The organism is Sphingomonas faeni (assembly GCF_040407565.1).
GTDB lineage: Bacteria > Pseudomonadota > Alphaproteobacteria > Sphingomonadales > Sphingomonadaceae > Sphingomonas > Sphingomonas faeni_F.
In genome coordinates this window covers 93,683-111,493 of the sequence record NZ_JAPZPR010000011.1, presented here as the reverse complement: position 1 = coordinate 111,493, position 17,811 = coordinate 93,683, and the positions used below count along the sequence as shown (strand labels likewise).

Below are 17,811 nucleotides of genomic sequence, written 5' to 3'. Positions count from 1 at the left end.
GCATCAGCCAAGGCGCGTCCCCCAACTGGGCCCCGGCCTTCGCCGGGGTGGTAGGACGTAGGGGTTGAACTCAAAACGCAGCGATACCCGTGATCGCCCGCCCGAGGATCAGCGCATGCACGTCATGCGCACCCTCATACGTATTCACGGTCTCCAGGTTCATCAGGTGACGCATCACCTGATACTCGCCAGAAATCCCATTCCCGCCGTGCATGTCGCGCGACATCCGCGCGATATCGAGCGCCTTGCCGACGTTGTTGCGCTTCACGATCGAGACCATTTCCGGCGCGAACCGGCCCTCGTCCATCAGCCGCCCGACGCGCAACGACGCCTGCAACCCGAGCGCGATCTCGGTTTCCATGTCCGCCAGCTTCTTCTGGAAAAGCTGCCGCCCCGCCAAAGGCGTCCCGAACTGGTTGCGATCCAGCCCGTACTGCCGCGCCGCGTGGAAACAGAACTCCGCCGCGCCCAGTGCACCCCATGAAATCCCGTAGCGCGCGCGGTTGAGACACCCGAACGGCCCCTTCAACCCCTGCACGTCGGGCAGCAGCGCGTCGTCGCCGACCTCGACCTCGTCCATCATCACCATGCCCGTGATCGACGCACGCAACGACAGCTTGCCCTCGATCTTGGGCGTCTCCAGCCCCTTCATCCCGCGCTCGAGGATAAAGCCGCGGATGCCGCCGCCATGCTCGTCGGACTTTGCCCAGATCACGAACACGTCGGCGATCGGCGAATTGGAAATCCACGTCTTCGCACCCGAGATCACATAGCCGTTCGCCGTCTTCTTCGCGCGCGTCGTCATCCCGCCGGGATCCGACCCCGCATCGGGCTCGGTCAGCCCGAAGCAGCCGATCCATTCGCCGGTCGCGAGCTTGGGCAGGTATTTGCGCTTCTGCTCCTCGGACCCGAACGCGTTGATCGGGTACATCACCAGGCTCGACTGCACCGACATCATCGAGCGATAGCCCGAGTCGATCCGTTCGACCTCGCGCGCGACCAGTCCGTAGGCGACATAGGATGCGCCGACGCCGCCATATTCCTCGGGAATCGTCGGCCCGAGCAACCCGAGCGCTCCCATCTCGCGGAAAATCGCGGGATCGGTATGCTCGTGCTGGAACGCGTCGATGATCCGCGGCGCGAGCTTGTCGTCGGCATAGGCCTTCGCGCTGTCGCGGATCATCCGCTCGTCCTCGCTCAACTGATCGTCGAGCAGGAACGGATCCGCCCAGTCGAACTTGCCCATCCCGGCCATATGAATCTCCTTCGTTGACCGCCGACTTCGTGGTTCGGCCAGCGAAAGTCCACCCCTGACGAGACGTTTACGCGTCGATCAGCGTCAGTACCGCGATCGTCACATGCTCGCGGTCGCCGATCGACTCGATGCGGTCGACCACCAGATCGGCGACGATATGCCCGCGCATCGCGAACTCCGCTTCGGGCAACGCCTCGATCCAGTCTCGAAGACCGGGTACGGGCATCGCCGCGATCGTCAGCCGGTGCAGCGTGCCGACGAACGTAGCGCTCGCCCACGGCGTGCACGCGATCGACTCGACGTGCATCGTCAGGCCTGCCGCCCCCGCATGGCCGCGTAGCGCGCGTATCAGCAGCGTGCCCGCATCGGGGCCACGGATCGCGTCCATCCTCACGATCCGTTCCGCGCGATGAACGACTCGATCCGCGCCACCATCGGTTCGCGCGCCTGACGACCACGGCGCAGGTCATGGACAAGCCGCGGATCGCCGACCGCCAGCCGTCCGAACTTGGTCATCGGCATGCCCGTCTGCCGCAGATATCGATCGATTTTCATCAGAATCGTCACCGTCGTTCCTCCCGAGTCCCTTGCGCTGTTCTTGATCTGTTCCGTCAAATCCTACTTGTCTAGGAAATTTCCTGCGCTAGGGTCGCGTGATGGCGAAAACCGCATCCGATCCCGATCCGAGGACCGCGCTGGCGACGCTGGCGGCGGCGCGGGGCGACAGTCTGGCGGCGCTGTCGGCGATGCTCGGGCGCAACGCGGCGTATCTCCAGCAATATGTCCGGCGTGGATCGCCGCGCATCCTGGGTGAACGAGACCGGCGATTGTTGTCCGCCTATCTGGGCGTGAGTGAGACCGTGCTCGGCGCACCGCCCGAACGTGTGACGGGCTTCCGCATCCGCAAGCTCGACATCGCCGCGTCGGCAGGGCCTGGCGCGCAGGTCGACGGCGAGATCGTTCTCGGCACCGACACGCTAGACCCCGGTCTCGCGCGGAAACTCGGGTTACGGGATGGGCAGGCAGCGATCATCCGCGTGCGAGGCAGCTCGATGGAGCCGGGGCTGTTCGACGGCGATCACATCGTGGTCGACACCGCCGACCGGACGCCGCGCGCGAAAGGCGGGGTGTACGTCATCCGGATCGACGACGCGGTGATGGTGAAGCGCGTCGCGCTGGCCGGCGAAGCGCTGGTGGCGACGAGCGACAACCCGGCGGCGGGACCGATCCCGCCGGGGCGGATCGTCGTGATCGGCCGCGTGGTGTGGCAGATGCGCGAGCCGCGTTGAGGCAGTGAAGCACGATCCTCCCCCGCCAGGGGGAGGTGGCTGGCTCTTGCCAGACGGAGGGGGAGGAAGGAGCAACCTCCGTTCCGTATCCTCCCCCTCCGTCTCCTTCGGCGACACCTCCCCCTGGCGGGGGAGGAGCAAACATTTGATCCGTCCAGGCCGTTCGTCCGTTCGTGCTGAGTAGCGACCGAGTAGCTCCTTCAGGAGCGTATCGAGGGCGCGTATCGAAGCATCGGTTCCGCGCGCCACCCTGTCCTTCGATACGCCGTCTCGATACGCCGCCTGCGGCGACTACTCGACGGCTACTCGGGACGAACGGAAGAAGGGCAGACGAGCAGAACGGGCCCTCTACCGCCGCTCCTGGACCAGACTCCATACCTTGTCGTCATCCCCGCGGAGACGGGGACCCATATGCTCAAGGGGTATCGAATAGATTGCGAGGTTTGCCCGTATGGGTTCCCGTCTGCGCGGGAACGACTGCGCGATGCTTGTCGAACCCTACCGCCGGTCCCGCACCCACACCAGCACCGCCGCCAGCACGCCCACCCCGGTCCCGATCAGGAACCCCGGAGTCGCCTGCCCGATGGCAAAGCCGACCCCCGCGCCGCCGAGCATGCCGAGCGCCACGAGGAACCCGCCCGCGGCGCTGGGGTCCTTGTGGGGAGGGAGGGTGTCGCGGGAAGTGGGGTCGGCCATCGCGCAGTTCTGCCACGCACCGCGCCGGGATGCCAGCCGCGCGCGGCATACGTTCGCCCGCCTGCCCGGATCACTCGCGTTCCGACGCGCCGCACCAGCGCAATCCCCGGCCCGGATGAAACGTGGCGGAAATGCGGCGTTAGATACTGTTCCGCAACGACAAGCCCGGCTAGGAGCCTGACATGGTGTTCCGCGTCGGGCGAGCCGGGCCGGCCGCCGCCTTTTTCGTTCTGACGACAGCGGGGGCGGTTTCCGGTGCCGGCGTATCCGCCGCGCGTGCCCAAACCGCACCAGCGCCCGCGCCTGCACAGATACCGGCCCCGCCGACCGCGGACACGCCGATGTCGCTCGACCCCAATTCGCCGCTCGCCGCGCTGCCCGATATCGGCGTCGCGTGGCCCGATCTCGCGAACTCGCCGATCGACCCGGCCGCCACGGTCGCCGCGGTCGATGCCAATACCGAAAGCCGCTACGCCTGGCGGATCGACGGTATCGATGGGATCGACGACACGCTGCTGCGGCAGCGGTTCGCGGCACTTTCGACGCTCGACGCGAACGATCATCAGGCCGCCAACGCCGCGCAACTCGATAGACGCGCGCGCGAAGATGCCGACCTGCTCAACAGCCTGCTCCGTGCCGAGGGCTATTACGACGCCAACGTCGTCACGCGGGTCGAGCCGGGCACCAAGCCGATGGTCGTGTTGTCGGCTACCCCCGGCACACTTTACAAGTTCAAGGGGGTGACGATCGACGGCCTCGCCGCGGCAGGCGACAAGGCGCCGGGGCTGACGACCGCATTCGGCGTGAAGCCCGACGACCCCGTCAATTCGGATGCTATCGTTGCAGGCCAGGCCAAGCTGACGACGCAGATCGGTCGCGAAGGCTTTCCGTTCGCCAAGGTCGGCGATCCCGCGATCGTCGTCGATCATGCCACCCGCACCGCGACGCTCGACCTGTCGGTGCAACCCGGCGGCGCGCGCAAATTCGGCGCGATCCGCGCGCTGCCCGGCAACCGCGTGTTCGGCGCGGATCATGTCGCCGAGATCGCGCGCTTCTCGCCGGGCGATCTGTACGACGCGGCCAAGCTCGACGATCTGCGCCGCGCGTTGATCCAGACCAGCCTCGTGTCCGCGGTCGACCTCAAGCCGGTGCGAGGGGCAACGCCCGACACCGTCGACGTCGCGGTGAAGCTCGACCCGGCACCGCCGCGCACCGTCGCGGGCGAACTCGGCTACGGCACGGGTGAGGGCGCGCGCGCGGAACTCAGTTGGACGCACCGCAACCTGTTCCCGCCCGAGGGAGCGCTGACCTTGCGCAGCGTGCTAGGGACGCAGGAACAGCTCGGCTCGATCGTGTTCCGGCGCAATAATTTCAAGGCACGAGACCGGGTGCTGACGCTCCAGGCGTCTGCCGCGCATACCAACCGCGATGCATATGACGCCAAGACCTTTACGCTGGCGGGTACGCTGGAGCGCCAGACCAACATCTTCTTCCAGAAGACCTGGACATGGTCCCTGGGTGCCGAGCTGATCGCGTCGGACGAGCGCGACGTGATCCTCTCGACCGGCGCCCCGCGACGACGCACCTTCTTCATCGGCGCGCTGCCGACCAGTCTCAATTACGACGGCTCGGACGATCTGCTCAACCCGACCAGGGGCTTCCGCCTCGGTGGCCGGGTCAGCCCCGAAGTCTCGTTGCAGGGCTCGGTATTCGGCTATGCGCGCACCCAGTTCGACGGCAGCGTGTACCAACCGTTCGGCGATCGGGTGGTGCTCGCCGCGCGAACCCGGCTCGGTACGATCGTTGGTGCGCCACGCGATCAGGTGGCGCCATCACGGCGCTTCTACGCCGGCGGCGGCGCGTCGGTGCGCGGCTACGGCTATCAGTCGATCGGCCCGCGCGACCCCAACAACGACCCGATCGGCGGCCGCAGCCTCACCGAATTCTCGATCGAGGCGCGGGTGAAGGCGTTCGGCAATTTCGGCATCGTGCCGTTCCTCGACGCGGGCAACATCTACACCTCGCCATTGCCCAAGTTCACCGGGCTGCAATACGGCACCGGCATCGGCGTGCGCTATTATTCGAACTTCGGCCCGATCCGCCTCGACGTCGGCACGCCGATCAACCCGCAACCGGGCGACAGCCGCGTTGCGGTGTACGTGTCGCTGGGACAGGCGTTTTGAGCGAGGCCGCTCCTCTTCCAAAGCGCCGGATCGCGTGGTGGCGCTGGATCGCCAGCGCGGTCATGGCGCTGCTCGTGATCGTCGGCACGGCTTTGCTGATCGTCGACACGGGGATCGGCCACCGCTTCGTTGCGGACCGCATCGCCGCGATCAGGACTGCCAACGGGCTGCGCTTCACGGTCGGGCGGATCGAAGGATCGCTGTACGGCGATACGCGACTGGTCGACCTGCGCGTGTACGATCTGGAAGGGCTGGTCTTCCAGGCGCCCAACGTGACGCTCGAATGGTCGCCGTTCGACTGGTTCTCGAACCGACTGGAGATCCAGCGGCTGATCGTCGATCGCGCGATCCTGACGCACACACCGCGCACCAAACCGTCCCGGACGCGTGGCCCGATCCTACCTGATTTCGATATCCATATCGGCAAGCTCTCGGTCGGTCGGCTGACGCTCGCCAAGCGCGTGCTGGGAACGCAGCGGATCGGCACACTCGAAGGCCGCGCCGACATTCGCTCCGGCCGAGCGCTGGTCGATCTCAAGGCGCGCGTCGCCGGCAGCGACGATCTGAAGCTCCGGATCGACGCCGAGCCCGCCCGCGACCGCTTCGATCTCGACGTCGCCGCGAAGGGGGCCGCGGGCGGCGTGCTCGCGCGGATGGTGAAGGCAAAGGGGCCGGTCGCGCTCGCGGTCACCGGCGAAGGCAGCTGGGCGAAGTGGAACGGTCGCGCCAACGGCATCGTCGGCTCGACGCGCGTCGTCGATCTCGCGCTCGCGCAAGTCGCCGGGCGCTACACGCTGTCGGGCACGCTCGCGCCGTCGTCGCTGCTCAAGGGGCGGCTGCAACGGCTGACGGCGCCGCGCATTCTCGTCAACGGCAGTGCGGAGTTCGCCAACCGCCGACTGGACGGGCAGCTTTCGCTCCGAACGCCCGCGCTGGCGATCGACACGACCGGGATCATCGATCTCGCCGCCAACGCCTACCGCGACGTGCGGATCAAGGCGCGGCTGCTCCGACCGCCCGCGCTGTTCGACAACATGACCGGCAACATGGTCGAGCTCCGTGCGATCCTCGACGGCCCGTTCGCGACCGCGGCGTTCGACTATCGTCTCGACGCGAGCCGGTTCGCGTTCGACCAGACCGGGTTCGAGAACGCCCACGCCGCCGGCAAGGGCCGCCTGTCCGCGGCGCCGGTAACTGTCCCGATCCGTTTCACCGCGGCGCGCGTCACCGGCGTAGGCACCGTCGCGGGCGGGATCCTGCGCAATCTGACAGTCGACGGCCTGCTCCGGGTGACGCCGACATTGCTCACCGGCGACGCGCTGAGGCTGCGCTCGGACAAGCTCACCGGCAGCATCAATCTCGCGGTCGACCTGCGCAACGGCCAGTTCGAGGTCGGCATCAACGGCGGGCTCGGTCGCTATCTGATCCCCGGCCTCGGCATCGTCGACGTCAAGTCCACGTTGCGCGTTGTCCCCGGCCCGAACCGCCACGGTACGCGCGTGATCGGCCAGGGCAGCGCGCAGATGGTGCGGCTCGACAATGCCTTCTTCCGCAGCCTCGCAGGCGGTCTGCCGCGGATCACCACCAACCTCGAACGCACCACTGACGGCATCCTGCACTTCACCAACCTGGTGCTGACCGCGCCGCAGATCCGGCTGACCGGCAACGGCTATCGTCGGCGCGACGGCACCTTCCATTTCGAGGGCGGCGGGCGCCAGCAGACCTACGGCCCGGTGACGCTGAAACTCGACGGCCAGATCGACAAGCCGACGCTAGACCTCGTCTTCGCGAGCCCCAATGCGACGCTCGGCCTGTCGAACGTCCGCGCGCATCTCGATCCGACGCCGCAGGGGTTCGCGTTCACCGCAGCCGGCGGATCGCGGCTCGGGCCGTTCACGACCAACGGCGCCATCCTGTTGCCGCCGGGTGCTGACGCGACGATTCAGGTCGCCGCGCTCAACGTCGCCGGCACGCGGGCGAGCGGCAATCTCGCGGTGGTCGATGGCGGCTTCAACGGGCAGCTCGCGGTTGCCGGCGGTATCTCGGGCGAACTTCTGTTCCGTCCGGTCGGGACCGTTCAGCGCATCGAAGGCCATCTCGCCGCCAAGGCTGCGACGCTCGACACCGTTGCGCTGCGTGCGGGCAAGCTCGATTTCGTCACGCTGCTCGACCCGGCGGGCACCTCGATCGAAGCGACCGCGACCGGCCTGGGCCTGCGTCGCGGCACGCTCAGCCTCGCGCGGTTCAACGGTTCCGCATCGCTGCGCGGCGGCGTCGGGACGATCAAGGCATCGATCGCCGGCTCGCGCGGACGGGCGTTCGATATCCAGAGCGTCACGCAGGTGACCGCCAACAGCTACGCGATCTCCGCGCAAGGCACGCTCGACGGCCGCCCGCTGAAACTGCTCACGCCCGCGGTGCTGACACAGGCCGAGGACGGCTGGCACCTCGCGCCCACCAAGCTCAGCTTCGGCGGCGGCGAGGCACAGGTCGGTGGCCATTTCACCGGCAACAGCACCGCGGTCGACGCCAGCCTGACGCGGATGCCGCTCGCGCTGCTCGATATCGGCTATCCCGGGCTGGGTCTCAGCGGTTCGGCATCAGGGCGTTTCAACGTCGCCACCGCGAACGGCGCCGCGCCGACCGGCAAGGCCGATCTCACGATCCGCGGGCTCAGCCGCGCCGGGCTCGTCCTGTCGTCGCGACCGATCGATGTCGGTGTCGCAGCGGTGTTGTCCCCCGACAAGCTCGGCCTGCGCGCGGTGATCGCGTCCGCCGGCAAGACGATCGGCCGCGCTCAGGCCCAGCTTGCGCCGCTGGGGCAGGGGGACTTGGCATCCCGGATCAGTAACGCCCGCCTGTTCGGTCAGCTTCGGTACAGCGGTCCGGCCGATACGCTCTGGCGGCTCACCGGGGTCGAGTTGTTCGACCTGTCGGGCCCTGTCGCGATCGGTGCGGACGTCGTCGGCACGCTCGCCAACCCGACGCTGCGCGGTATCGTCCAGGCGAACGGCGCGCGGATCGAGAGTGCGACCACCGGCACTGTCCTAACCAACGTCCAGGCGACCGGGCGCTTCGGCGGCTCGCGGCTTGTGATCGACCGGTTCGGCGCGGACGCGGGCAAGGGCGGGCGCGTCACCGGCACCGGCCAGTTCGAATTCGCCGCCGCTGCGGGAGTGGGTCTCGACCTCAAATTGCAGGCCGACAAGGCGGTGATGATCAACCGCGACGACATCGGCGCGACCGTCTCCGGGCCGCTGACGTTCAAGTCGAACGGTTCGGGCGGCACGATCGCGGGCGATGTCGTGCTCGACAAGAGCCGCTACCGCCTCGGCCAGGCCACCGCTGCCAGCGCCGTCCCCCAACTCAACATCCGCGAAATCAACCTGCCCGACGGCGGCGAGGAAGTCGCGACCCCGACCAAGCCCTGGACGCTGGCGATCAAGGCGCGTGCGCCGAACCAGGTCATGGTCAGCGGCCTCGGCCTCACCAGCGAATGGTCCGCCAACCTTCAGATCGCCGGCCAGCCCGAGAACCCCGCGATCACCGGCCGCGCGACGCTGATCCGCGGCGACTACGAGTTTGCCGGGCGGCAGTTCGAGTTGGCGCGCGGCGTGATCCGCTTCGATGGGCAAGTCCCGGCTAACCCCGCTTTGGATATCGAGGCGAACGCGGACTCGACGGGCCTGAGCGCATCGATCCGCGTCACCGGCTACGCGCTGAAACCCGAGATCGGCTTCACCAGTACGCCAGCGCTACCCGAGGACGAACTCCTCTCGCGCCTGCTGTTCGGCACCTCGATCACCAATCTGTCCGCGCCCGAAGCCCTTCAGTTGGCAGCAGCAGTCGCGGCGTTGCAGGGCGGCGGCAGCGGCCTCAACCCGATCAACGCGGTGCGCCGCGCCGCCGGGCTCGACCGCCTCCGCATCCTCCCCGCCGATCCGCAGACCGGGCAGGGCACCTCGATCGCGGCAGGCAAATACGTCACCCGACGCCTCTACGCGGAGATCGTCACCGACGGTCAGGGCTATTCCGCCACGCAGGTCGAGTTCCAGGTCACCCGTTGGCTGTCATTGCTGTCGAGCATCTCCACGCTCGGTCGCCAGAGCGCCAACGTCCGCGTGTCGAAGGATTATTGATCGCACGGGTCCCGAGGCTGTGAGCAGGCACCTCCCCGGCGAAGGCCGGGGCCCAGTTGGCGAGGTCGCAGTAACGAAGAGTTGCCTTCAGCCACTACCGTCCCCCAACTGGGCCCCGGCCTCCGCCGGGGAGGTGACCCTTGCCCGGCTGCACGGTAAGGGGGGCTTTCGGTTTAGGATCCAGTCATGAAGCCCGTCATCTTCGGCCTGTCCGGCCCCGTCCTCACCCCCGCCGAACACGCGTTCTTCGCCGAGTGCGAGCCCGCCGGCTACATTCTGTTCAAGCGCAACATCGTCGATCGCCACCAAGTCCGTGCGCTGACGGACTCGCTCCGCGCGCTAGCCGGACGCGAAAATCTTGCGATCCTGATCGACCAGGAGGGCGGCCGCGTCGCGCGAATGGGACCGCCCGAATGGCCCGCATTTCCCGCCGGCCCGGTGTTCGATGCAGCCTACGAACGCGCGCCGATGACCGCGATCCAGGCGGCACGCGCTAACGCGCAGGCGCTGGGCGTCATGCTCAGCGAGGTCGGCATCACCGTCGACTGTCTCCCGCTGCTCGACGTGTCGCAGCCCGACACTACGGAAGCCGTCGCCTCGCGCACGTTCGGCTCCGACCCGATGCGCGTCGCAGCCGTCGGCCGCGCGACGCTCGAAGGGCTGGCCGAAGGCGGCGTGGTCGGTGTCGTCAAGCACATGCCCGGCCACGGCCGCGCCAAGGTCGACACGCACCACCACCTCCCGACCGTTACCGCGACCGACGCCGACCTCGAGATCGACATCGAACCGTTCCGCACGCTCAACCAGGCGCCGATGGGCATGACCTCGCACATCGTCTTCGACGCTTGGGATGCCGACCGCCCCGCGACGCTCTCGCCGATCGTGATCGACGAGATCATCCGCGGGCGGATCGGCTTCGACGGCCTGCTGATGACCGACGACATCGACATGAAGGCGCTGTCAGGCACCGCCGGCGACAAGGCGGCGGGCGCGATCGCCGCTGGGTGCGATTTGGTGCTCGACTGCTGGGCACGCATGGATGAGATGGTCGAGATCGCCGGGCGGCTGGGGGAGATTTCGGACGCGTCGCGCGTGAGGCTTGATCGGGCGATGAAGTCGGTCGGCGCGGCCAAGGGTGATTTCGCGGAACTGATCGCAATTCGCGATGCGCTACTCGCCAGCGCTTAACTCCCGATGCCCGAACCCCCGTTCGTCCTGAGTAGCTGCTGAGCTTGTCGAAGCGGCGTATCGAAGGACAGGTTGGCGCGCGGAACCTGTGCTTCGATACGCGCCTTCAGTACGGCTCTGCGAGCCTACTCAGGCACTACTCAGCACGAACGGAATGGATTGAACGGTTGCGACCGCCCCAATCACGCTCACCCCAAATCACCCCAACCCCCGAGCCCGCTCATCCCCGCGCGACGTCAGCACCTCGACCCCGCCGCGCGTCACCGCCACCGTATGCTCGAACTGCGCCGAAAGCTTGCCGTCGTCGGTCACCACGGTCCACCCGTCATCCTCGGTTGAAACCTTGCGCGTCCCCTGGTTGATCATCGGCTCGATCGTGAACACCATCCCCTCGCGCAGCATCATGCCGGTCCCCGCGCGCCCGAAATTGAGCACTTGCGGTTCCTCGTGCATCTCCCGACCGATGCCGTGCCCGCAATAGTCGCGCACCACTGCATAGCCGTGCTTCTTCGCATGCCGCTCGATCGCGAAGCCGATATCACCGAGATGCGCGCCCGCCCGGACCTGCCGAATACCTTGCCACATCGCCTCCTGCGCGATCCGCACGAGACGCTTCGCAGCGGGCGGAACGGTGCCGACCATATACGTCTTGCTCGAATCGGCGATGAAGCCGTTCTTCTCCAGCGTGATATCGAGATTGACGATGTCGCCGTCGCGGATGACGTCGCGAACGTTCGGCACGCCGTGGCAGACGACATGGTTGATGGAGCTGTTCAGGACATATTCGAAGCCATATTGCCCCTTGCTCGCGGGCCGGGCGGCGAGGTCGTCGGTGATGAAGCGGTCGACCATGTCGTTGACCTGCAACGTCGACAGCCCCGCCAGCTCCTGCACGTCGAGCATCTCGAACACCGACGCCAGCAACGCGCCCGACACGCGCATCAGCGCCAGTTCGGCCGGCGTCTTCACCATCTCAGGCTGCCGTTTTGTCGGCGACCCGCACCGAGGCCGCCGCGAGTTGCGCGGTGACGATATCGTTGAAGGACAGAGTCGGGTTCGCCTCGGCGAACATGCCGATCTTCATCCAGAACTCCGCCTGCGCATTGATCGACCGGCACAGCACCTGGCTCGCCCGCCGCGCGTCCTCGTGCAGCGCGTCGTCGATCTTCACGATACCCATTCAAGCCTCACACTCACTCCGACCATAAGAAACGTGTACGGTTCATATGGTCGGTCGTCAAACGTGGAGGGTGGATGCCCGGCAGCGCGCGCTGTAGCGTCCGGCGATGGACGACGCGCAACTGACCCTGGATCTCGACGGATGGGAGGGGCCGCTCGATCTGCTGCTCTCGCTCGCACGTGGGCAGAAGGTCGATCTGCGGAAGATCTCGATCCTAGAGCTTGTCGAGCAATACCTTGCCTATGTCGACTCCGCGCGCGCGCTGAAGCTCGAACTCGCCGCCGACTATCTCGTGATGGCCGCGTGGCTGGCGTATCTGAAGTCGGCGTTGCTCCTGCCCCGCGACCCGCTCGCCGAGCCCGACCCGGAGGAACTCGCGCTGCGGCTCCAACTGAGGCTCGAACGCCTGAGTGCGATGCGCGAGGCCGGTGCGCGACTGATGGCGCGGGACCGGACCGGGCGCGACGTGTTCCTGCGCGGCGCCCCCGAGGGGCTGCGGACGGTGCGCAAGGCCGCATGGCAGGCGGAGATCTTCGACCTGATCGCCGCATACGGCCGCATTTCCGCGCGGACGCGGCCCGTGATGCACGTGGTTGCCGACCGCGAAGTGATGACGCTGGAGGCGGCGCTGGAGCGCGTGTCGATGCTGGTCGGCGAGCGGATCGACTGGAGCGTGATCGAGAGCTTCCTCCCCGAGGCGGGTGAGCGGTTGCGGCGGTCGGCGCTCGCGTCCAGCTTCGTCGCGGCGCTCGAACTCGCGCGGCAGGGCAAGATCGAATTGCGCCAGGCGTCACCCTTCGCGCCGCTGTATCTGAGGGCCCGCGCGTGACCCCACCGGACGACTTCACGCGCGCCGTCGAGGCGGTGCTGTTCGCGGCCGAGACACCGCTGACGCTCGACGCGATTCGCGCGCATGTCGGCACCGGCGACGTTCGTGCCGCGCTCGATCAGTTAACGGCCGACTATGCCGGCCGCGGCATCGCCATCGTCCGACGCGGCGAGCGCTGGCAGTTCCAGACCGCGCCCGACATGGCGCACATGCTCCGCCGCGACCGCGAGGAACCGCGCCGCCTCAGCCGCGCAGGGATCGAGACGCTCGCGATCATCGCCTACCACGAGCCCGTCACCCGCGCGGAAATCGAAGCGATTCGCGGCGTGCAGATCTCGAAGGGGACGCTCGACGTCCTGATGGGAGCGGGCTGGGTGAAGCCCTCTGGACGACGCGAAGTGCCGGGACGCCCGCTGATGTTCGCAACCACGCCGGCATTCCTTGTCCATTTCGGCCTCCAGAGCCGCCGCGACCTGCCCGGAATCGACGATCTGCGCGCCGCCGGGCTGCTCGATCCGGTCGATCTCGCCTTCGATCGCCTCGAAGATAGCGAAGATGACGGTGGGGATGGCGAGGTGGCTGGCAAAGCGGCAGGATGAGGCTTAGATAGGGTTCAGTTTCCAGGAGAATTGCCATGGGCGGTTTTAGCCCGATTCACTTGCTCGTTCTCGCGGTCGTCGCGATCCTCCTTCTCGGCGGCGGCCGATTCTCGAACCTGATGGGCGACGTCGCCAAGGGCGTGAAGAACTTCAAGAAGGGCATGTCCGAGAACGACGACGAGACGCCGGCCAAGCCATCGGCGCGGATCGAAGCGCAGAAGACGGCCGACCCCGCGTTCGATCGCGACGGCAATCGCGTCCGCGACGACCGCCCCGCTTGAAGCCGGTCGAGTACAGGTCCCCGGTTAGGCACTGCTGAATGTTCAATATCGATGCCTCCGAGTTTTTGCTCGTGGCCTTCGTTGCGCTCATCGTGATCGGTCCCAAGGACTTGCCCAAGGCGATGCGTGTCGTCGGCTATTGGGTCGGCAAGGCTCGGGGTGTCGCGCGGCAGTTCCGCTCGGGCTTCGACTCGATGGTCCGCGAGGCCGAACTCGAAGAAATGGAAAAGCGCTGGGCGTCGGAGAACGAACGCATCATGCGCGAGCATCCGCAGACGGGTACGGACGCTACCGCCGATACCACGCAGGTGGTGCACTCGCCCGAAACCGAGGAGTATCGCCGCGACTACCGGTCCGTCGATCATGCGGACGATCATACGGGCGAGGCGGTGATGGTCGAGAAGCCGGTGGTCGCTGCCGCTCCGTCAGACGCCGCTACGCCCGCCGCGGCCGGGGTTCCGGTCGACCATGACGCGAAGCCGGTCGCGGACCGTGGACCGGACCTGTTCGATACCCCTGCGGCGACTGCGGCCCATCCCGACGACAAGACCGGCAAATCCGACATAGCGTCATCGTGAGCGCTGTCATCGTGAGAGTTATGTCGTGAACGCCTCCCCAAACGCCGAAGGCACAGCATGAGCGAGATCGACGCAAGCCGGGCGCCGTTGCTCGATCATCTGATCGAACTGCGCCGTCGGTTGCTATATTGCATTGCCGCGCTCGTCGTGACGTTCGCGATCTCGATGTATTTCGCGGAGGATATCTTTGCCGTCCTGGTTCACCCGTTGCTCGCGGCGGGCCAGAACAAGGTCATCTATACCGAGATCTTCGAGGCGTTCTTCGTCCAGATCAAGGTCGCGTTCTTTGCTGCGATGATGCTGTCGTTTCCGGTGATTGCGAACCAGCTATGGCAGTTCGTCGCGCCGGGTTTGTACAAGAAGGAAAAGCGCGCGCTGCTGCCGTTCATCCTTGCGACGCCGGTGCTGTTCCTGACCGGCGCGTCGATGGCCTATTATGTCGCGATCCCGATGGCGTTGCATTTCCTGCTCGGGTTCGACGGCATGGTCGGCGGCATCCACCGCGAGGCGCTGCCGGCGATCGGCAACTATCTCTCGTTCGTGATGCAGTTCCTGTTCGGCTTCGGCATCTCGTTCCTGCTGCCGGTGCTGCTGATGCTGCTCGAACGGGCCGGGATCGTCACCCGCAAACAGCTGATCGGTGCACGTCGCTATGCGATCGTCGCGGCGTTTGCGATCGCCGCGGTGCTGACGCCGCCGGATATCGGCTCGCAGCTGCTGCTCGCGATCCCGCTGGTCATCCTGTACGAACTGGCGCTCATCGGCATCTGGTTCACCGAACGGAGCCGTGCCAAGGCAAAAGCCGTCGAAGACGAGTCCGACGCTACCGAGATCGTCGAAAGCTAAGACCGATCGCCAATCAGGGCGAGCGTCTCAAATCAACGCTGTTGTTCGTCAGGCTCAGCTCGTTCCGCATCCACGGTCCCGCAAAAGAGCGAGAACGTAACCTGCGGAACGGGGGGCCGGAGCGAGCCTCGGCTGGCGGTGCGAACTTGGACAGACCTATAGCCAAACGCTGACTGGCGAGCCCGCCCAACCCCCAGGAACGAAAACGGGGCCCAACGCGTGTGCGCCGGACCCCGTCCCATCGTCAAAGCGCAAAGGCTTACTTGGCGCTGTCCGCGGTCTTCGCGACAGTCTTGCCGGCCGACGCCACGTCCTTGCCAGCGCCTTCGACCGTGTTGCAGGCCGAAACCAACAGAGCGCTCGCCACGATCGCCAATCCAACCAATTTACGCATGATACGTCCTCCATGAACGGCTTGAATGCCACCGGAGGTCAAATGGTTGAGAGGTATATTCGTTCCGACCATGTCGGCGCGGAACCCCAGGATATCGAACGGAAAAAATAAAGGCCCGGCAACATCACCGGGGGGGGAGGGTGATGCTTCCGGGCCTGTGTTCTGGATAGCGAGAGCGGGGGGGCATAAATTCGCTATCCGAAGTGTAGAACGGCGCGAGCCTGGGTCGGTTCCCCAATTTTTCGCTTTCGATACGAAAAAAACGCAGTTTGATGTGTGTCAAGTGGCTCAGTCGCGACCGACGACGGCGAACGCGATCTCGTACGCGCCGACCAGCGGATCGTGATGCAGCGGTGCACGAAGCTGGCGCGACAGGCCCTCCATGACGCGGCCATAGCGCGACGCAGCCTCGCGCAACGCATCGCTCTCCACCAGTGCCCGCGATACCACCCGGAGCAGCGCTCGCTCCGGTTTGTCGGCAGGCTTCACGACGATGCGGATCTGCGCGACCGGATCGCAGGTCATCGCGAGTTCGATCGTTTCGGTAATCAGGAAGGCCAGTGCCACCGCGACGTCCTGGTTTACCAGATAGGGGTCGATATCCAGCGTGATACCGAGCCCGTGGGACCGGTCCGACGCGGTCGCGCGGATGTTGGCGGAAAGCTCTCCGACCATCGTTCGCAGGTTGAGCCCGCGATTTTCCTCGAGTTCTGCGAAGTGATTGCGGTGGACGACGGCAAGCGCGTCGACGCGGCGCTGGATCGAGGAATAGGCCGCCGTCGCGTCCGCGCTTGGCGCGCTGCGCGCGTGGAAATTGATGAGGCTCGAAATGACCTGCAGATTGTTCTTCACGCGGTGATGCACCTCGCGCGTCAGCTTGGTCTGCCGGACGAGCCCGTCGGCCAGCCCGGCCTCGTGCAGCGCAACGGTCCGACTGATCGCCTGGAAGGTCTCGCCCAGTTCACGAATTTCTTGGGCCGGAAGCGTCCGGACGGTATCGAGTTCGAGCTCCTCGCCGGGCGTGAAGGCCGCAACCGCGCTACGCAGCCGTCTCAGGGGCCGTATCAACAGCCGGTCGACGACGAACCAGGCGATGCTTGCAGCCGCGATCCACATTACCAGCGGCAACAGCATGGCGACGATCAGAGACGAGGTGACGGGGGCGCTACGAATGCTGGTGCTCAGCGCCAGTCCGGCGACGCCGAGATCGGTGCGCATCGTTTCCATCCGGTCGAGCGGGCGTTCGTCGGCGATCGTCTCGAGGTGAAGGGCGTCCTCATCGAGCACGATCGCGCTGCTGAAGGCCGAAGCGCGAGTCGAAGGACGACCGATCTTTTCCAGGAACGGGCGTGGAAAATACGCGCGGGCTGACGTATTGCCGCCAGGACCCGAGATCGCGAGGACGAGCCCTTGATCGGGCAGGATCGCGGCGGTGACCGGCATGTCTTCCTGACGCAACGCGACTGGATTGGGCAGGGCGGCACCACACAAGACGTGGCCGGCGCGATCGGTGATGATGAAGCGCGTACCGGCCGAAGATTGCTGTGCGAACACGCCCTGGGCCCGCGCGCAGCTGGGTGCGTCGGCGGGGTCGGATCCCAGCGCGTTTACCGCCACGCGCAAGGCCGTCATATCGCCCACCAGCTCGATGGCGATCGCGCGCGCGCTTTCGTTCGATGTTACGCGCAGCCGGGCGCGCGCTTCCGCATCGGTGAGGCGCGTCGTCTGCAACGTCGCGAACACCGCAATCAACGCCAGCGGCAACAGCGCGGCGTTCAGGATAAGGAATAGTTTGGCGCCGGTGGGCATGCGGCGCATCGCAGCTACGAACCGCATCTCGCTACGCTGCGGCGATACGGCGTCGGTGGCGGCCGGCGTGTCCAAGGCTTGGTTGGTGGGCGAGGCCATCCGGCCCGCCGTCAGTCTAGCTTGCCGAGGAGATCGAGCAAATCGTCCGGGATCGCCTCGTCCACGGTTTTCTGATAAACCGAGCGCAGTGCTGATCCCATCTGCTGGTCCTTGTTCTGGACCTTGATCGGCGTTGCGGCAGGCACTGTTTCATCCGTGTCGTGGCCCAAACTCAAAATTTCCCCCTGCACGACGCAAACCGATCTTGTGATGACGAACGAGTATATCTGCCCTTGGGCGCCTGACCACACTCGTGAAAAGATGCTCGTGAAACCAAATAGCATCTCGATAGTTCCACGTTCGAGCGAAAAATCCGCATCTCCGCATGCCAGCGTCTCGCACGAACGGCGAGGCGTATCGGCGATGCAGCATTTTTGACCCGTACCATTGCAATGATGCGAGCCGCCCGACACATGAGGGGCCGCATAGGATCAGGGAGTATTCGT

18 protein-coding genes are annotated in these 17,811 nt (G+C 66.3%); 9 read left to right on the top strand and 9 right to left on the bottom strand.

Annotation, left to right across the window (positions count from 1 at the left end; translation table 11 throughout):
• Positions 1-70: 70 nt before the first annotated feature.
• The 3 genes from O6Y00_RS19515 to O6Y00_RS19505 all read right to left on the bottom strand — a co-directional run bounded on the left by O6Y00_RS19515 (position 71) and on the right by O6Y00_RS19505 (position 1,822).
• Complete coding sequence (locus O6Y00_RS19515; RefSeq protein ID WP_056055772.1) at positions 71-1,255, bottom strand: acyl-CoA dehydrogenase; 1,185 nt, start codon at positions 1,253-1,255, stop codon at positions 71-73.
• A gap of 67 nt (positions 1,256-1,322) precedes the next feature.
• Positions 1,323-1,643 (bottom strand): hypothetical protein, encoded by a 321-nt coding sequence (locus O6Y00_RS19510; RefSeq protein ID WP_353444207.1) that lies wholly within the window; start codon positions 1,641-1,643, stop codon positions 1,323-1,325.
• A 2-nt stretch (positions 1,644-1,645) separates the two neighbouring features.
• The gene (locus O6Y00_RS19505; RefSeq protein WP_165899516.1) at positions 1,646-1,822 is read right to left on the bottom strand and encodes a hypothetical protein; all 177 of its coding nucleotides are present in this window, start codon (positions 1,820-1,822) and stop codon (positions 1,646-1,648) included.
• A gap of 89 nt (positions 1,823-1,911) precedes the next feature.
• On the opposite strand from O6Y00_RS19505, the gene O6Y00_RS19500 reads away from it, so the two are divergent.
• A complete protein-coding gene (locus tag O6Y00_RS19500; protein ID WP_353444206.1) occupies positions 1,912-2,544 on the top strand; it encodes a S24 family peptidase in 633 nt (210 codons plus the stop codon).
• A 498-nt stretch (positions 2,545-3,042) separates the two neighbouring features.
• Here O6Y00_RS19500 and O6Y00_RS19495 read toward each other — a convergent pair whose 3' ends face one another.
• Entirely contained in the window at positions 3,043-3,240 is a 198-nt protein-coding gene (locus tag O6Y00_RS19495; protein WP_121905533.1) for a hypothetical protein, read from the bottom strand.
• A gap of 182 nt (positions 3,241-3,422) precedes the next feature.
• Between O6Y00_RS19495 and O6Y00_RS19490 the strand changes: the two genes are divergently transcribed.
• The 3 genes from O6Y00_RS19490 to O6Y00_RS19480 all read left to right on the top strand — a co-directional run bounded on the left by O6Y00_RS19490 (position 3,423) and on the right by O6Y00_RS19480 (position 10,750).
• Positions 3,423-5,423: an autotransporter assembly complex protein TamA gene (locus tag O6Y00_RS19490; protein ID WP_353444205.1), complete on the top strand. Its 2,001-nt coding sequence runs from the start codon at positions 3,423-3,425 to the stop codon at positions 5,421-5,423.
• A 62-nt stretch (positions 5,424-5,485) separates the two neighbouring features.
• Positions 5,486-9,562: a translocation/assembly module TamB domain-containing protein gene (locus tag O6Y00_RS19485; RefSeq protein ID WP_353444222.1), complete on the top strand. Its 4,077-nt coding sequence runs from the start codon at positions 5,486-5,488 to the stop codon at positions 9,560-9,562.
• 186 nt (positions 9,563-9,748) lie between these two features.
• Positions 9,749-10,750, top strand: coding sequence for a glycoside hydrolase family 3 N-terminal domain-containing protein (locus O6Y00_RS19480; protein WP_353444204.1), 1,002 nt, complete (start codon positions 9,749-9,751; stop codon positions 10,748-10,750).
• A 198-nt stretch (positions 10,751-10,948) separates the two neighbouring features.
• On the opposite strand, the gene map is transcribed toward O6Y00_RS19480, so the two are convergent.
• Together map and O6Y00_RS19470 are read right to left on the bottom strand one after the other, a co-directional pair.
• Positions 10,949-11,722: a type I methionyl aminopeptidase gene (gene map, locus O6Y00_RS19475; protein WP_353444203.1), complete on the bottom strand. Its 774-nt coding sequence runs from the start codon at positions 11,720-11,722 to the stop codon at positions 10,949-10,951.
• Position 11,723: 1 nt separating this feature from the next.
• Positions 11,724-11,930, bottom strand: a complete 207-nt coding sequence (locus O6Y00_RS19470) for a ParD-like family protein (protein ID WP_353444202.1) — start codon at positions 11,928-11,930, stop codon at positions 11,724-11,726.
• Between the two features lie 106 nt (positions 11,931-12,036).
• Between O6Y00_RS19470 and O6Y00_RS19465 the strand changes: the two genes are divergently transcribed.
• The 5 genes from O6Y00_RS19465 to tatC are packed head-to-tail and all read left to right on the top strand — an operon-like array spanning position 12,037 to position 15,063.
• Positions 12,037-12,759, top strand: coding sequence for a segregation and condensation protein A (locus tag O6Y00_RS19465; protein WP_353444201.1), 723 nt, complete (start codon positions 12,037-12,039; stop codon positions 12,757-12,759).
• Positions 12,756-13,358: an SMC-Scp complex subunit ScpB gene (gene scpB / locus O6Y00_RS19460; RefSeq protein WP_353444200.1), complete on the top strand. Its 603-nt coding sequence runs from the start codon at positions 12,756-12,758 to the stop codon at positions 13,356-13,358. The genes O6Y00_RS19465 and scpB overlap by 4 nt, the downstream gene beginning before the upstream one ends.
• A gap of 35 nt (positions 13,359-13,393) precedes the next feature.
• A complete protein-coding gene (locus O6Y00_RS19455) occupies positions 13,394-13,639 on the top strand; it encodes a Sec-independent protein translocase subunit TatA (protein WP_056055794.1) in 246 nt (81 codons plus the stop codon).
• Between the two features lie 38 nt (positions 13,640-13,677).
• On the top strand, positions 13,678-14,217 hold the full coding sequence (gene tatB / locus O6Y00_RS19450; RefSeq protein WP_353444199.1) for a Sec-independent protein translocase protein TatB: 540 nt from the start codon (positions 13,678-13,680) through the stop codon (positions 14,215-14,217).
• A gap of 57 nt (positions 14,218-14,274) precedes the next feature.
• A complete protein-coding gene (gene tatC / locus O6Y00_RS19445; RefSeq protein ID WP_353444198.1) occupies positions 14,275-15,063 on the top strand; it encodes a twin-arginine translocase subunit TatC in 789 nt (262 codons plus the stop codon).
• Positions 15,064-15,322: 259 nt separating this feature from the next.
• Here tatC and O6Y00_RS19440 read toward each other — a convergent pair whose 3' ends face one another.
• From O6Y00_RS19440 to O6Y00_RS19430, 3 genes are all read right to left on the bottom strand, one after another.
• On the bottom strand, positions 15,323-15,457 hold the full coding sequence (locus O6Y00_RS19440) for an entericidin EcnA/B family protein (protein ID WP_353444197.1): 135 nt from the start codon (positions 15,455-15,457) through the stop codon (positions 15,323-15,325).
• A 288-nt stretch (positions 15,458-15,745) separates the two neighbouring features.
• Positions 15,746-17,266: a sensor histidine kinase gene (locus O6Y00_RS19435; RefSeq protein ID WP_353444221.1), complete on the bottom strand. Its 1,521-nt coding sequence runs from the start codon at positions 17,264-17,266 to the stop codon at positions 15,746-15,748.
• A 110-nt stretch (positions 17,267-17,376) separates the two neighbouring features.
• On the bottom strand, positions 17,377-17,778 hold the full coding sequence (locus O6Y00_RS19430; protein WP_353444196.1) for a NepR family anti-sigma factor: 402 nt from the start codon (positions 17,776-17,778) through the stop codon (positions 17,377-17,379).
• Positions 17,779-17,811 lie beyond the last annotated feature (33 nt).